This window comes from Streptomyces sp. NPDC046925 (assembly GCF_040644915.1).
Lineage (GTDB): Bacteria > Actinomycetota > Actinomycetes > Streptomycetales > Streptomycetaceae > Streptomyces.
Map to the genome: position 1 here is coordinate 1 of NZ_JBEYWZ010000007.1, position 14,997 is coordinate 14,997.

The 14,997-nt window shown below is 71.3% G+C and carries 9 protein-coding genes; 3 read left to right on the top strand and 6 right to left on the bottom strand.

What is annotated here, in order from left to right; translation table 11 throughout:
* Positions 1–310: 310 nt before the first annotated feature.
* On the bottom strand, positions 311–2,356 hold the full coding sequence (locus ABZ906_RS27000; protein WP_361386827.1) for an N-6 DNA methylase: 2,046 nt from the start codon (positions 2,354–2,356) through the stop codon (positions 311–313).
* Positions 2,357–2,553: 197 nt separating this feature from the next.
* Between ABZ906_RS27000 and ABZ906_RS27005 the strand changes: the two genes are divergently transcribed.
* Positions 2,554–3,333, top strand: coding sequence for a hypothetical protein (locus ABZ906_RS27005; protein ID WP_361386830.1), 780 nt, complete (start codon positions 2,554–2,556; stop codon positions 3,331–3,333).
* Between the two features lie 31 nt (positions 3,334–3,364).
* Here the strand turns inward: ABZ906_RS27005 and ABZ906_RS27010 are convergent, their stop codons facing one another.
* Both ABZ906_RS27010 and ABZ906_RS27015 read right to left on the bottom strand, forming a co-directional pair.
* Positions 3,365–4,108: an N-acetyltransferase gene (locus ABZ906_RS27010; protein ID WP_361386833.1), complete on the bottom strand. Its 744-nt coding sequence runs from the start codon at positions 4,106–4,108 to the stop codon at positions 3,365–3,367.
* Positions 4,109–4,193: 85 nt separating this feature from the next.
* A complete protein-coding gene (locus ABZ906_RS27015) occupies positions 4,194–4,892 on the bottom strand; it encodes an HNH endonuclease family protein (protein ID WP_361387427.1) in 699 nt (232 codons plus the stop codon).
* Between the two features lie 233 nt (positions 4,893–5,125).
* Here ABZ906_RS27015 and ABZ906_RS27020 point away from each other — a divergent pair, with 233 nt between their 5' ends.
* Positions 5,126–5,548 carry a nuclear transport factor 2 family protein gene (locus tag ABZ906_RS27020; RefSeq protein ID WP_361386836.1) on the top strand — a complete coding sequence of 141 codons (423 nt, stop codon included), beginning with the start codon at positions 5,126–5,128 and terminating at the stop codon, positions 5,546–5,548.
* 19 nt (positions 5,549–5,567) lie between these two features.
* On the opposite strand, the gene mfd is transcribed toward ABZ906_RS27020, so the two are convergent.
* The 3 genes from mfd to ABZ906_RS27035 all read right to left on the bottom strand — a co-directional run bounded on the left by mfd (position 5,568) and on the right by ABZ906_RS27035 (position 12,723).
* Positions 5,568–9,098, bottom strand: coding sequence for a transcription-repair coupling factor (gene mfd / locus ABZ906_RS27025; protein WP_361386839.1), 3,531 nt, complete (start codon positions 9,096–9,098; stop codon positions 5,568–5,570).
* 254 nt (positions 9,099–9,352) lie between these two features.
* Positions 9,353–11,938, bottom strand: coding sequence for an FtsX-like permease family protein (locus ABZ906_RS27030; protein ID WP_361386842.1), 2,586 nt, complete (start codon positions 11,936–11,938; stop codon positions 9,353–9,355).
* Entirely contained in the window at positions 11,935–12,723 is a 789-nt protein-coding gene (locus ABZ906_RS27035; RefSeq protein ID WP_361386845.1) for an ABC transporter ATP-binding protein, read from the bottom strand. The genes ABZ906_RS27030 and ABZ906_RS27035 overlap by 4 nt, the downstream gene beginning before the upstream one ends.
* 427 nt (positions 12,724–13,150) lie before the next feature.
* Between ABZ906_RS27035 and ABZ906_RS27040 the strand changes: the two genes are divergently transcribed.
* Entirely contained in the window at positions 13,151–14,965 is a 1,815-nt protein-coding gene (locus ABZ906_RS27040; RefSeq protein ID WP_361386848.1) for an MFS transporter, read from the top strand.
* Positions 14,966–14,997 lie beyond the last annotated feature (32 nt).

Sequence of the window (14,997 nt, forward strand, 5' to 3'; positions counted from 1 at the left end):
GGCGAAATGCGGGTCGAGGGCGTGGATCACCTGCCGCTCCCCCAGGTAACGGACGCCGAGCAGTTCGCCCGTACGCCTGTCGCGGATCAGCGGGGTGGGCAGGGCGGGAAAGACCCGTGCGCGGGTGTCCAGGTCGTAGCGGGGGTGGGCCCCCGGGGGAACGCACGGCCGAAAGTCGAAATACGAACGGATGCAGATTCGAGCGTATAGGCCGACAAGGAGAAGCGGTCCCGGGTTGTACCGAACCGTTGCCGTACTGGTCACGTCCCGGTCGCGGCCTGTGCCGCGGCGCGGCCGGAACCCGGTCCTCTCATTCCGGCGGAAGCGTGCCGTCCGTCAGTCCGTCGTGCAGGCCCCGCACCAACTGCTCGCCCAGCACGGCCGCCAGGCGCAGGGAGTCCTCGAAGGCGGCGAGCGAGCGGAACCGCTCCCCGTACCCGCGCTGTCCCTCTAGGGGCAGGCGCGGCAGCTGGAGCCTGCGGACGTCGAGCCGGGCCGCGGTGGACGCATAGCTGCTCGCCTGGCGGTTGTTGGCGGTGCCGCGCAGGAAGCCGGCGAGGAACCAAGGGTCGAGGGCGTCCGGGTCGGGGCGCAGGAGGGTGAGCCCCCTGCCCAGGGCGGCGCCCGCCGTGGTCGCGTCGATGACGCGGGCCGCGGTGGTGCCGCCGGAGACGGGGATGACGACGTCGCCGGGGCGGGTCACCACAGGGTCGCCGACCTGGTCGACCGGCGGGCCGACGGATCCCGAGGGCTGCGTGCCGGCCAGCACGTCGTGCTCGGTGAGGACCCGTGTGACGCCGGGCGCCGCGCCTCCCGCGCCGGTTCCGGTGTGCAGCAACAGCGCGCCCGCGCGGGCGAGTTCCCCCACCGTGGTGAGGGGCCTGCTGACCGCTTCGGCCGCCTTCACGGGCGGCGGCATGAGGTCGGCCGTCCGCCGTACGGCGTCCCCGAGCCGTTCGCGGACGGCCGTCAGCTCCTCGGCGCCGCCGCCCGCGGCCGGGGGCGGCAGGCGGCGGGCCGGGGCCAGGTCGACCTCGTCGTCGAGGAGTTCGAGCACCGGCACGCAGCGGGCGAGCCCCGGCTGTTCGTCGACCGTGCCGTGCCGGTCGAAGCGGCGCCAGACGTCCAGCACGGCGTCCTGCACCGGCTGCCACGTCCGCCGGTCCCTGCCGTCGACCTCGGCGAGCCCCGCCGTCTCGACGAGGAGCAGTCCGGGCGGGGCCTGCACGCCGGGCGCAGGCCTCTTCAGGACCCAGACGTGCAGCGGAATGTTGTACGGGGGTGCCGCGCCCGCGGGCAGTGCGATGACGGCCCGCAGGGCGCCGCGGCGCAGCAGATCGGCGCGCACCCGGCGCCCCGAGCGGCGGGACGCGGCGGCGGGCGGCATCAGCAGGACCGCGGTGCCGTCGTCCCTGAGCCGGGCCAACGCGTGCTGGACCCAGGCGAGTTCGGACTCCGTACGGGCCGGGAAGCCGTACTCCCACCGGGGGTCGTAGGCGAGTTCGTCGTGCCCCCAGTTGCGCTCGTTGAACGGCGGGTGGCAGAGCACCGCGTCGGCCCGCGTCCCGGCGAAGGCGTCCGCGCGCAGGGTGTCGGCGGCGGCGGTGCGCACTCCGGCGTCGGAGTGCAGGGCGAGGCGCAGGGCCGTGAGGGCGGCGAGTTCGGGGGCGCTGTCCTGGCCCTGGAGGCACTGGCCGGGGCCCGGCTCGACGGCTCGCAGCAGGGCGCCGGTCCCGCAGGCGGGATCGAGCACGGTCGTCGCGGGCCCGGCGAGCGCGACCATCAGGTCGGCGGGTCCGGCCGGAGTGAGCGTGTACTGCCGGGGGTTGGCGTCGATGTGCCGCCCGACCAGGAACTCGTACGCCTGCCGGGCCCCCGTCTCGGAGGCGAGTTCGGCCACGCCGCGCAGGAGGGGGACGGAGGGCAGCAGTCGCGCGGCGTCGGGGACGGGCGGGAAGGGGCCGCCGAAGCGGGGGGCGACCGCGCTCTCCAGCGCCTTCGGAAGCAGCTCGGCCATCCGCTCGTCCGGCTCCGCGCTCACCCCGGCCCACTGAGAGGGGCGGTCCCGTACGAGGAGCAGGGCGCAGCCCGCGTGCAGGAGGGCGGTGACCGGGCCCGCGGGGTGGCCCGCGAGGTGCTGCCAGACGCGTTCACGCAGCGGTACTTCACCGAGCTTGCCCTGGGCGCGCAGCCACTTCTCGATCTCCGTGAGCGCGAAGGAGGGGCTGGTCTCCGTGCCGCCGACGGGTTTGGGGAAGTCCGGGTGGCGGCGCCGCCAGTTGCTGACGGCCGCCCGGCCCACACCGGCGAGCCGGGCGATCCCCGCGGCGGTCACCTCTGTCGCGTTGTCCCGCACCGCCTGGCTCCCCTCGGTCCCGCCGCCCCGCCGGCAGCGTGCCCGCCCCGGCGTGTGTGGCGCCGATCCTACTCACGTATGCGGGAGCACCGACTTCACGCGTGTGTACTGAGGCTTGAATTTGATTCGTGTTGACTCGGTTCACAAGCTCTGTTGAAATATTGACAGCACTTCCGAGTTCCCGTGGGGGGATCTTCATGCGACGTACCACTCTTGCCGCCGTGTGCCTGGCCGCCGCAGCGACCGTCGGGCTGACCGCCTGCGGCAGCGAATCCGCAGGTTCGGGAGGGGCCGGCAGCTCCAAAGGATCGAGCGACGCCGGGAAGAAGGAGGCGGGGCCGTTCCCCGGCCTGTCCGGGCCCGAGATCGTCGACAAGGCGGTGAAGGCGACGACCGACGCCTCGTCCCTCACCGTGCAGGGCAAGGTCCCGGACGAGGACGGCACCATCGAGCTGGACATGGCCTTCGACACCAAGGGCCGGTGCGCGGGCTCGATGGCCATGGGCGGGGAGGGCTCGCTCGACCTGATCACGACCAAGAGCACGGTCTACATGAAGTACGACGAGAAGTTCCTGCGCGCCCAGGGCAAGGGCGAGCCCGCCGCCGAGACCGACGCCGCCGTGAACATGCTCGCCGACAAGTGGGTGAAGACGTCCGCCACCGGCACCGACACGAAGGAGATCGCCGAGTTCTGCGATCTGGACGTCCTGCTCGCGGACTTCAAGGACGTCGACTCCGCCGCCAGCAGGGGCAAGACGACCACGGTCGACGGCACACCGGCCCTCACCCTCACCGAACGGGACGGCAAGGACCGGCACACCCTCTACGTCGCGACGGAGGGCAAGCCGTACCTGCTGAAGATCGTGAACGAGAGCGCCAAGACGCCGGAGTTCCTGTCGTTCAGCGACTTCGACAAGCCGGTCGACGCGACGCCCCCCAAGGGCGACGTCATGGACATCGACAAGCTCGCGGGCTGACTCCCGAGGCCACACGCTGTGCGGCACGGGCTCACAGCACGTGCCGTACCCACACGTTCGGTTCGACGTACACCGCGTACCCGCGCTCCGGCTCGCAGTGCACCGGCACCAGCGCGCCCGGCACCTCGACTAGGCCCGCCGTGTCGAAGGGAAGGCCCGTCCACGCCCGCCACTGCGCGGTCGACCCGGACACCGTCATCGACGCGTGCGCCACCTTCGCGATGGTGCCGCCCGCCCGCACGTGCACCCGCAGCCACGGGTCGGCGGGCAGGCCGTCGTCCCGCTTGCGCTGTGCATACGTGTCGATCGGCGCGGCCGGTTCGAGGTGCTTGGCGTTGGGGCGCACCGGTGCGACGACTTCCGCGAAGCCGCGCGCGCCCGCGTTCTCGCGCATCGCGGCGAGCATCCGCCCCGAGACACCGTGCCCGAGGTACTCCTTGGCCACGGTGATCTCGATGGCGCTCACCGTGTCGGGCTTCCTGCCGTGCCGCAGATCCGAGAACGCCCACAGCATGACCTGGTCCCAGCCGCCGTCCGGCAGCTCCCCGCGCCCCTCGGCACGCAGCGCGAACGGCACGCTGAACCCCTTGGCCGCGACCTCGCCCCGCTCGTCCGTGGCGACCAGGACGTACTCGGGGAAGTCCGTGACGATCCGCCCGATCATCGACCAGGCGACGGGGTCGTTGCCGATGAACTCCGGCCAGGTGTCGTCCATCGCCCAGAGCGGCTGCGCCAGTTCGGGCCGCTCCGAGAGGGTCGTGATCTTCAGGTCCATGCCCCGGACGCTAGCGGGCACGGACCTCGCCTGTTAAGCCATTTTTCGCACGTTCGTCCGTACCAGCCGGTGCCGGGGAGCCGCCTCAGCGGGCGTGGAAACGGCCCGGCGCCGCCGTCGGGCTGTCGCCGGTGGGCAGCTTCTCGTCGGGACAGCCCGAAAGGACCCGCTTCATCGCGTCCCGCTCCGCGCCCGTCACCCACACCTCGTACTTCTTCTTCACCGCCACCTGCCGGGCCACGTACGCGCACCGGTAGCCCTTGTCCGGCGGCAGCCACGTGGCCGTGTCGCCGTCGCCCTTGCCGCGGTTGGGGCCCGCGTCGACCGCCAGGAGGTTGAGCGGGTCGTTGGCGAAGGCGATGCGCTTGCTCGGCTCCCACTTGCCCGCGCCCTTCTGCCAGGCGTCCGAGAGAGCGACGAGATGGTCGATGTCGACCTGGCTGCGGCCGCGCACGAACGTCACTTCCTTGCCCGTGTAGGGGTCGGGCGAGAGCTTCCCCGACGCCACGTCGCAGTCCCCGCCGTCGCGGTACTTCACGTCGTCCAGGTCCCGCTTGAGTATGTCGTCGCGGGTGCCGCAGCCGTTGGAGTCCGTGTCGGCCCAGGGGCTGCCGAACCGCTCCCGGTCGTAACCGGTCTTGGGCGCGCGGCCCTTGACGGTGAGCGTGTCCACGGCGGCGAGCGCGGGCCCGGCCTTGGCGCCCGGCCCGGAGGAGCCCCCGGTCTTCTCCTCGGGCGAGCACCCCGTGACGGCTCCGGTCGCGGTGACGACGAGCGCGAGCAGCAGCGCGGCGCCAACTCCGCGCCTGCCGGGCCTCACTTCGTCCGCGCCCCGCCCCTCACGGACGAGCCCCGCCTCGGCTCCATGCCCCACGGCACATCCCCTCCCTGTTCCACGCGCTGCGATCTGCCACCGTCACCGTAATGGCCGCCGGTATTACCTCCGGCGTAATCGACCCTTCCCCGGCGCCGCAGAAGTATCGAGGGCATCGCAGGAACACCGACCGAGGAGTCCCGATGACCGTCACGCCCTCCACCGAGGAAGCCACCCGCGCCGCCGTCCAGGCCTTCCTGGGCTACCGGCTGAACGGTGACACCGAAGGCCTCACCGCCCTCTTCTCCGACGAGGTCGACTGGATGCTCGCCGAGAACCCGGGCGTGCCCTGGATCCGGCCGCGGTCCACCGCCGCCGAGTGCGCCGCCCAGTCGGGCGAACTCGCCGCGCACACGGTTCCGGAGAAGGCCGGCGCCTCCGTCGACACCATCATGGTCGACGGAACGGACGCCGTGATCTTCGGACAGCTCTGGGGCACCGTGCGCGAGACCGGCAAGTCCTTCGAAGGGCCCTTCGCGCTGCGGCTGACCGTCGAGGACGGCCGCGTCACGCGCCACCACCTCTACGAGAACAGCCGCTCGATCGCCGACGCCTGCACCGCCTAGGGCCCGGCCGGAACTCCGGCTACGACCCCAGGATCGACGTCAGGAACTCCCCCACCCAGCCGAGCAGTTCACGGCCGACCAACGGCTTCCCGCCGACCTTGGCCGTCTTGGGGCGCGGCACCAGGAGCTGGTGGGCATTGCCCTTGATGACCGTGCCGGGATAGAGGCGCTTGAGGCGCAGCTCCTGCGACTCCCGCAGCTCCACCGGGGCGAACCGGATGTTGTTGCCCTGGAGCACGATCTCGCCGACCGAGCACGCGCGGGCCAGCATCCGCAGACCCGCCACCAGGAGAAGGTTCTCCACGGGCTCGGGCAGCTTGCCGTAGCGGTCGGTGAGCTCCTCGCGCACCGCCTTGACGTCCTCCTCGCTGCTCGCGGACGCGATGGAGCGGTAGGCCGCGAGGCGCAGCCGCTCGCCGGGGGCGTAGTCGTGCGGGACGTGCGCGTCGACCGGCAGCTCGACCTTGACCTCCAGCGGCGGCTCCTCCTCCACGCCGCCCTCCAGGGACGCGCGGTAGTCGGCCACCGCCTCGCCCACCATGCGGACGTAGAGGTCGAAGCCGACGCCCGCGATGTGGCCCGACTGCTCGCCGCCCAGGAGGTTGCCCGCGCCGCGGATCTCCAGGTCCTTCATCGCCACGTACATGCCCGCGCCCATCTCCGTGTGCTGGGCGATGGTCGCCAGGCGCTCGTGGGCGGTCTCCGTGAGGGGCTTCTCCGGCGGGTAGAGGAAGTAGGCGTAACCGCGCTCGCGGCCACGGCCCACGCGGCCGCGCAGCTGGTGGAGCTGCGAGAGGCCGAAGTTGTCGCCGCGCTCGACGATCAGGGTGTTGGCGTTCGAGATGTCGATGCCCGACTCGACGATGGTCGTGGAGACGAGCACGTCGAACTTCTTCTCCCAGAAGTCCACCACCACCTGCTCCAGGGCCTGTTCGGACATCTGGCCGTGCGCGGTGGCGATGCGCGCCTCGGGGACGATGTCCCGCAGGCGGGCCGCGGCCCGGTCGATCGACTCGACGCGGTTGTGGATGTAGAAGACCTGGCCCTCGCGCAGGAGTTCGCGGCGGATGGCCGCGCCGATCTGCTTCTCCTCGTAGGGACCGACGAAGGTCAGGACCGGGTGGCGCTCCTCGGGGGGCGTGGTGATCGTCGACATCTCGCGGATGCCGGTCACGGCCATTTCGAGCGTACGGGGGATGGGGGTCGCCGACATGGTCAGGACGTCGACGTTGGCGCGCAGCTTCTTCAGCTGCTCCTTGTGCTCGACGCCGAAGCGCTGCTCCTCGTCGACGATGACCAGGCCCAGGTCCTTGAACTTCGTCTCGGAGGAGAAGAGGCGGTGCGTTCCGATAACGATGTCGATCGAGCCGTCGTGCAGGCCCTCCAGGGTCGCCTTGGACTCCGTCTCCGTCTGGAAGCGGCTCAATGCCCGCACCTTCACCGGGAATTGCGAGTACCGCTCGGAGAACGTGCCGAAGTGCTGCTGCACCAGGAGCGTCGTCGGGACGAGGACTGCGACCTGCTTGCCGTCCTGGACGGCCTTGAAGGCGGCGCGGACCGCGATCTCCGTCTTGCCGTAGCCGACGTCGCCGCAGATCAGGCGGTCCATCGGGACCGTCTTCTCCATGTCGTCCTTGACCTCGGCGATGGTGGTGAGCTGGTCGGGCGTCTCCACGTACGGGAAGGCGTCCTCCAGTTCGCGCTGCCAGGGGGTGTCGGCGGCGAAGGCGTGGCCGGGGGCGGCCATGCGGGCGCTGTAGAGCTTGATGAGGTCGGCGGCGATCTCCTTGACCGCCTTCTTCGCGCGCGCCTTCGTCTTCGTCCAGTCGGCGCCGCCGAGGCGGTGCAGGGTGGGGGCCTCGCCGCCGACGTACTTGGTGATCTGCTCCAGCTGGTCGGTGGGGATGTAGAGGCGGTCGCCGGGCTGGCCGCGCTTGGCGGGGGCGTACTCCACGACGAGGTATTCGCGCGTCGCGCCCTGGACCGTGCGCTGCACCATCTCGATGTAGCGGCCGACGCCGTGCTGCTCGTGGACGATGTAGTCGCCGGACTCCAGGGTCAGCGGGTCGATGGTCTTCCTGCGGCGCGCGGGCATCCGCTGGCCGTCCTTGCCGGCCGCCTTCTGGCCGGAGAGGTCGGTCTCGGTGAGGACCGCGAGCTTGAGGGCCGGGTCCACGAAGCCGTAGTCGATCGAGCCGCAGGTGACGTGCACGAGGGAGGGCGTGAGTGCGGCGAGCTCCGCGTCCAGGCGGGCCGCGATGCCCTCGCCGCCCAGGACCTCGACGGTACGGGCCGCGGGGCCGTGGCCCTCCGTCACATAGACGGTGCGCCAGCCCTCGGCGAGCCAGCCCTTGGTGTCGGCGAGCGCCTTCGCGGTGTCGCCGCGGTAGGTCTCGGTGGCGTGCATGCCGAGCTTGAGGGTGTCGTCGTCAAGCTCCTCGTCCGCCGCGAAGGGCGAGACCGACCACCACATCATGCCGAGGTCGCTCGCGTGGTCACGGACGTCCGCGATACCCCAGAGAGAGGCCGCGCCCACGTCGATCGGGGCCTCGCCGCCGCCCGCCGTCGCCGCCCAGGACGCCTGGAGGAACTCCTGCGAGGTCGCCACCAGGTCGGCCGCGCGAGTGCGCACGCGCTCGGGGTCGCAGACCACGGCCATGCTCTGCTCCGGCAGGACGTCGAGCAGCAGCTCCATGTCGTCGACCAGGACGGGGGCGAGGGACTCCATGCCCTCGACGGCGATGCCCTCGGCGATCTTGCCGAGCAGTTCGCCGAGCTCGGGGTGCTGTTCGGCGAGGGCGGCGGCGCGCTCCCGTACGTCGTCGGTGAGGAGCAGCTCGCGGCAGGGCGGGGCCCACAGGCCGTGCTCGGCGACTTCGAGGGAGCGCTGGTCGGCGACCTTGAAGTAGCGGATCTCCTCGACGTCGTCGCCCCAGAACTCGACGCGCAGGGGGTGTTCCTCGGTCGGCGGGAAGACGTCCAGGATGCCGCCGCGCACGGCGAACTCGCCGCGCTTCTCGACCAGCTCGACGCGGGAGTACGCGGCTGCCGCGAGGGCCTCCACGGTGTCGTTCAGGTCCACGCTGTCGCCGGTGCGCAGGGCGACGGGCTCCAGGTCGCCCAGGCCCTTGACCTGCGGCTGGAGGACCGAGCGGACGGGGGCGACGATGACGGAGACCGGGCCGGTCTCGGGGTCGTCGGGGCGCGGGTGCGCGAGGCGGCGCAGGACGGCGAGGCGGCGGCCGACGGTGTCGGAGCGGGGCGAGAGGCGCTCGTGCGGGAGCGTCTCCCAGGAGGGGTACTCGACGACACCGTCCGGCGGGACGATCGTGCGCAGGGCGGCGGCCAGGTCCTCGGCCTCGCGGCCGGTCGCCGTCACGGCCAGGACGGTGCGGTTCGTCTCGCGGGCGAGGGCGGCGATCGCGAAGGGGCGGGCAGCGGGCGGGCCGACCAGGTCCACGTGCATGCGGTTGCCGTCGGATGCGGCCTTGACCGCTTCGGCGAGGGCAGCGTCCTTGACGACAGCGTCGAGCAGACCTTGCAGGCTCATGTGGGCTTTCGCTTTCCGTCCAGGTTCGAAGGCGCGCGGGGGCAACGCGAACCGCCCGGCAACGTAAACGGGCCGGGGGGTCTCCAGCGTACGACTACCGAGTGACAGCCGCTGGTCGTCGAGTCCTGTCGCCGCTTCCTGTCGGCAAGATCCGGCCGGTCCGCAACGAAAACGGGGCCCCGGGGAACAGCAGCCGGCCCCGGCGGACGCCGTAGCGCCCGCCGGGGCCGTCTCCCGCACCCCCGTGGCGGGAGCTATTCCGTGGCGATGGCGTTCAGGACGTTCATCCGGCCCGCCCGGAAGGCGGGGACGAGCGCCGCGAACAGGCCCACGAACGCCGAGCCGATGAAGACGGTGATGATCGTCGGCCAGGGGATTTCCAGGACCTTCAGACCCTCCAGGGCGAGCAGCTTCTGGGCCGTCGCTCCCCAGCCCATCCCGAGCCCCAGGCCGAGCAGCGCGCCGAAGAGGGCGATGACCACCGACTCCATGCGGATCATGCGGCGCAGCTGGCGGCGCGAGAGGCCGATGGCCCGCATCAGGCCGATCTCCCGGGTCCGCTCCACCACCGAGAGGGCCAGGGTGTTCACGACGCCCAGGATGGCGACGATGATCGCGAGGCCGAGCAGGCCGTAGACCATGTTCAGCATCTGGCCGACCTGGTCCTTCAGCGTCTGCTTGAAGTCGGTCTGGTCCATGACCTTGTACTGCGGGTAGTCGGCCATGGCCGCCTTCAGCGACTTGTACGCCGCGTCCTGCTGACCCTCGGCCGCCTTGGCGAACATGATGATGTTGGGCGGCATCCGGTCGGCGGGCAGGTACTTCGCCGCGGTCTTGATGTTCACGTACATCGCGCCGCCGTCGATCGCCGCGTCGCTCGACGTGATCGCCCGGACCGTCAGCTCGCCGGTCCTGCCGTGGTCGAAGGCGAGCTTCACCTTGTCGCCCACCGAGATGCCGTGGTCCTTGGCGAAGTCCTCGCCGACCGACATGGAGTCCGGCTTGTAGGCGTCGGCGAGCGTGCCGGCGACGGTCTCGCTGCGCAGGTCCTCGGCGTACGTGGCGTCGGCGGCGCTCAGGCCGACCTTCTTCGCGGTCTTGCCGTTCGGTGCCGTCAGGTCGGCCTTGATGTCCTTGTACTGGGTGATGTGGGCGATGTTGTCGGCCTGTTCCAGGGACTTCGCGGCCTTCGGGGTGATCGCCTGGCCGTTGTTCGACTGGATGATGAAGTCCGCGCCGACCGACTTGTCGAGCTCGTCCGTCGCGGAGGCCACCATCGAGGAGCCGACCACGGAGAGGCAGGCGACGAGCGCGAGGCCGATCATCAGGGCCGCGCCGGTGGCGCCGGTGCGGCGCGGGTTGCGCAGGGCGTTGCGCTCGGCCATCCGCCCCACGGGGCCGAACCACCGAAGGAGTACGGCGCTGATGACGCGGACCACGCCGGACGCGAGGACCGGGCCGATGACGACGAACCCGATGAGCGTGAGGACCACGCCGCCGCCGAGCATGAGCGAACCGTCGCTGGCCTTGTCCGCCTGCGAGGCGGTGTAGAGGCCGAAGGCGCCGGCGCCGGTGAGGACCAGGCCGATGACCGCGCGCAGGGCGCTCGCCTTGCCGTCGGCCGGTGTTCCGGCGTCGCGCAGGGCGGCCATCGGGGAGACCTTGGCGGCGCGCCGCGCGGGGAGGTAGGCGGCGAGGACGGTGACGACGATGCCGAGGACCAGGCCCACCACAGGCGTCGTCCACTTGACGGTGAGGTCCTGCGTGGACAGTTCCATGCCCATGCCGGACATCAGCTGCATCAGGCCGACGGCGAGCCCGACGCCCGCGCCGACCCCGAGGACCGAGCCGATGACGCCGAGCATCAGCGCCTCGACGAGCACGGAGCGGTTGACCTGCTTGCGGCTGGAGCCGATGGCCCGCATCAGGCCGATCTCGCGGGTGCGCTGGGCGACCAGCATCGAGAAGGTGTTGATGATGAGGAAGATGCCGACGAGGAAGGCGATTCCGGCGAAGCCGAGCATCGCGTACTTCATGACGTCCAGGAAACCGCTGACGCTGTCGCGGTTGTCGTCCGACGTCTCCTGCTGCGTCTTGACCGCGTACGCGGAGCCGTCCGCGCCCATGGTCCCGGCGACGTTCCGCTTGAGGACGGTGTCGCTGACGCCCGCGTCGGCGGTGACGTTGACGTGGGTGAACCGGCCGGTGGCGCCGAGGAGTTCGCGCTGTGCGGTCGGGGTGTCGAAGTAGACGATCGCGGCACCGGGGTTGGTGACCTTGAAGGTGGCGATGCCGGAGATCTTGGCGGTGTGGTCGCCGGTGACGGCGATGGTGCGCAGCGCGTCGCCGATCTTGAGGTGGTGCTTGTCGGCGGTGTCGGCGTCGACCATCACGTCGGTGGGGCCGCGCGGGGCGTGCCCTGAGGTGATGTCCATCGAACGCAGTTCGTTGCGCGTCCAGTTGCCGGCGATGGTCGGGCCGCCGTTGGTCGGTCCGACGTTCTTCTTCTTGGCGTTGACGACGGTGACGCTCTCGCTGCTGACCGCGCCCTCGGCGGACTTGGCGCCGTCCGCCTTCTTCGCCCGCTCGACGACCGACGCGGGCATCGACTCGGGCTTGCCCGAGTCGGGCCGGTCGCCGGGGTCGGTCGCGGACTTGGAGGTGACGGTGACGTCGGCGGACGTGGCCGCGAAGAGCTTGTCGAACGTCGTGTTCATCGTGTCGGAGAAGACGAGCGTCCCGCAGACGAACGCCACCGACAGGACCACGGCCACGGCGGAGAGCGCCATGCGGCCCTTGTGCGCGAAGAAGTTGCGCACGGAGGTCTTGAGGACGGTCATGACGTACGCCCCCGCGCGTCGAAGTCCTTCATGCGGTCCAGGACGGAGTCGGCGGTCGGCGAGTACATCTCGTCGACGATCCGGCCGTCCGCGAGGTAGAGGACACGGTCCGCGTACGAGGCGGCCACCGGGTCGTGCGTGACCATCACGATGGTCTGGCCGAGCTCGGTCACCGACTTGCGCAGGAAGCCCAACACCTCCGCTCCGGCACGGGAGTCGAGGTTTCCGGTCGGCTCGTCACCGAAGATGATCTCGGGGCGCGCGGCCAGGGCGCGGGCCACGGCGACGCGCTGCTGCTGGCCGCCGGAGAGCTCGGTGGGGCGGTGCTTGAGGCGGCCCGCGAGACCGACGGTCTCCACGACCTGGTCGAGCCAGCCGCGGTCGGGCTTGCGGCCCGCGATGTCCATCGGGAGCGTGATGTTCTCGATGGCGTTGAGCGTGGGCAGCAGGTTGAACGCCTGGAAGATGAAGCCGATCCGGTCCCGGCGCAGCTGCGTGAGCTTCTTGTCCTTCAGGCCGGTGATCTCGGTCTCGTCGAGGTAGATCTGCCCGGAGGAGACGGTGTCGAGACCCGCGAGGCAGTGCATCAGGGTCGACTTGCCGGAGCCGGACGGACCCATGATCGCGGTGAACTGCCCGCGGGCGATGTCCACGTCGATCTCGTCGAGCGCGACGACCCGGGTCTCCCCCGATCCGTACGCCTTCACGACCTGGCGCGCCCGTGCCGCCACGGCCGTACGCCCTCCAGTGCCCCCGTGCCTGGGAATGGTTACAGCCGATGTCACGGTAAGTCTCCTAAGTCGGTCATGCAGTAGGCCGGGCGTGTTCGCCGCGCATAAAGATTCTGGTCGTCCGACGGCCCGAGCACCCTGGTGCCCGGCGCAGTCTTCTGCTGGGGAAAACCCCACCCCCGAAGGTGTGGCTGGTCGGACCCGGGCCGTTTCTCGCTGACCCGCCCGACGTCTTTCCCGGCCCGCCCCGTCGGCATAAAGCCAATCTAAGAAGCGGCAGCGGCCTTCTCGTCCTCCAGCAGTACGAACGGTCCCCGGTCCGTAGTACGGAGGATCCCTTAGGGGATCTCCACCTCCCGGTGGAGCCGTTCTCGGGGTCGCTCCACCCTCCTGCCGAGCGGACACCGGCCCACCTGCCGGGATGCTCTCCACCCCTGCCCCCGAGGGTGCACCGGGTGAGATGGTGGCCCGGAGCAAATAGATGCAGGGGGAAGGAATCTCGGTGGACGCGGACGGCAGCGCGGATGGGTCGGGCGCGGAGGCGGCGAGCGCGGGGGCGGAGGCGTCGGGGGCGGAGGCGTCGGGGTCGGGCGCGAAGGGATCGGGGGCGGAGGCGTCGGGGTCGGGCGCGAAGGCATCGGGGTCGGATGCGTCGGGGTCAGGCGCGAAGGCATCGGGGTCGGATGCGTCGGGACCGGATGCGCCGAGTGCGGCGGCGTCGGGCCCGGAGGGCATACGGCGGCGGCGCGGCCCCGTCGTCGCCGCTCTCATGCTCGCCATGGCGCTCGCCGCCCTGGACTCCACGATCGTCTCGACGGCCATTCCGCAGATCGTCGGCGACCTCGGCGGCTTCTCCGTCTTCTCCTGGCTCTTCTCCGGCTATCTCCTCGCCGTCACCGTCACCCTGCCCATCTACGGCAAGCTCTCCGACACCTTCGGCCGCAAGCCCGTCCTCATCGCGGGCAGCATCCTCTTCCTGATCGGCTCGGCCCTGTGCGCCGTGGCCTGGAACATGGGTGCGCTCATCGCCTTCCGCATCGTCCAGGGCCTGGGCGGCGGCGCGCTCCAGGGGACGGTGCAGACGCTCGCCGCCGACCTCTACCCGCTCAAGGAACGCCCCAAGATCCAGGCCAAGTTGTCCACGGTGTGGGCGACTTCGTCCGTGGCGGGCCCGGCGCTGGGCGGACTGATCGCCGCGTACGCCGACTGGCGCTGGATCTTCCTGATCAACCTGCCCATCGGCGCGGTGGCCCTGTGGCTGATCGTGCGCCACCTGCACGAGCCGGAGCGCGCGGCGGTGGTCCGGGGGCGCATCGACTGGGCGGGCGCGCTCACCGTCTTCGCCTGCGGCGGCGTCCTGCTCACCGCGCTCGTGCAGGGCGGCGTCGCCTGGGGCTGGCTGTCGGCGCAGTCGCTCGCGCTGTTCGGGGGCGGGCTGCTGCTCGCCGGGACCGTCGTGGTCATCGAGCGGCGCGCGGCGGAGCCGATCATCCCCGGCTGGGTCTGGCGGCGGCGCACCATCGCCGCGGTCAACCTCGCGCTCGGCGCGCTCGGCCTCCTGATGGTCGCGCCGACGGTCTTCCTGCCGACGTACGCCCAGTCCGTGCTCGGCCTCGCGCCGATCGCCGCCGGGTTCGTGCTCTCCGTGATGACGCTGAGCTGGCCGGTCTCCGCCGCCCTGAGCCAGCACGTCTACCGCAGGCTCGGTTTCCGCGACACGGCGCTCATCGGCATCGGCGGGGCCGCGCTCTTCCTCTTCGCGTTCCCCTTCCTGCCCTATCCGGGTCAGGCCTGGCAGCCGGCGCTGATCATGCTGCTTCTCGGCGCGGCACTCGGCCTCTTCCAACTGCCGCTGATCGTGGGGGTGCAGTCCACCGTCGGCTGGTCCGAGCGCGGCACGGCCACCGCGTCCATCCTCTTCTGCCGCCAGATAGGCCAGACCCTGGGCGCCGCCCTCTTCGGCGCGGTCGCCAACGGAGTCCTCACCTCGCGGCTCGGCGGCGCGGGCTCCCTGGACTCGGTGGCCCACGCCCTGGAGAACCCGGCCGCCGTCGCCGACCCCGAACGGCTGCGGCGCGCGGTCGACTCGGCGGTGGACACGGTGTACGTGGGCGCGGGCTGCGCGGCGGTACTCGCCCTCCTCGTACTGGTGTTCCTGGCTCCTCGGGGCTTTCCGGTAATCGGCGCGCAGGGCCCGGAAATCGGGGCGACGGAACCCCCGGCGAGCAGGGAAAACACCGAACAGGCCGCCGAACAGGCCGCGCGTAAAAGCCCCTTGAACAGACCGGCCGAATAAACCGACCACCCAGTATGGGCAAAACCTTACGC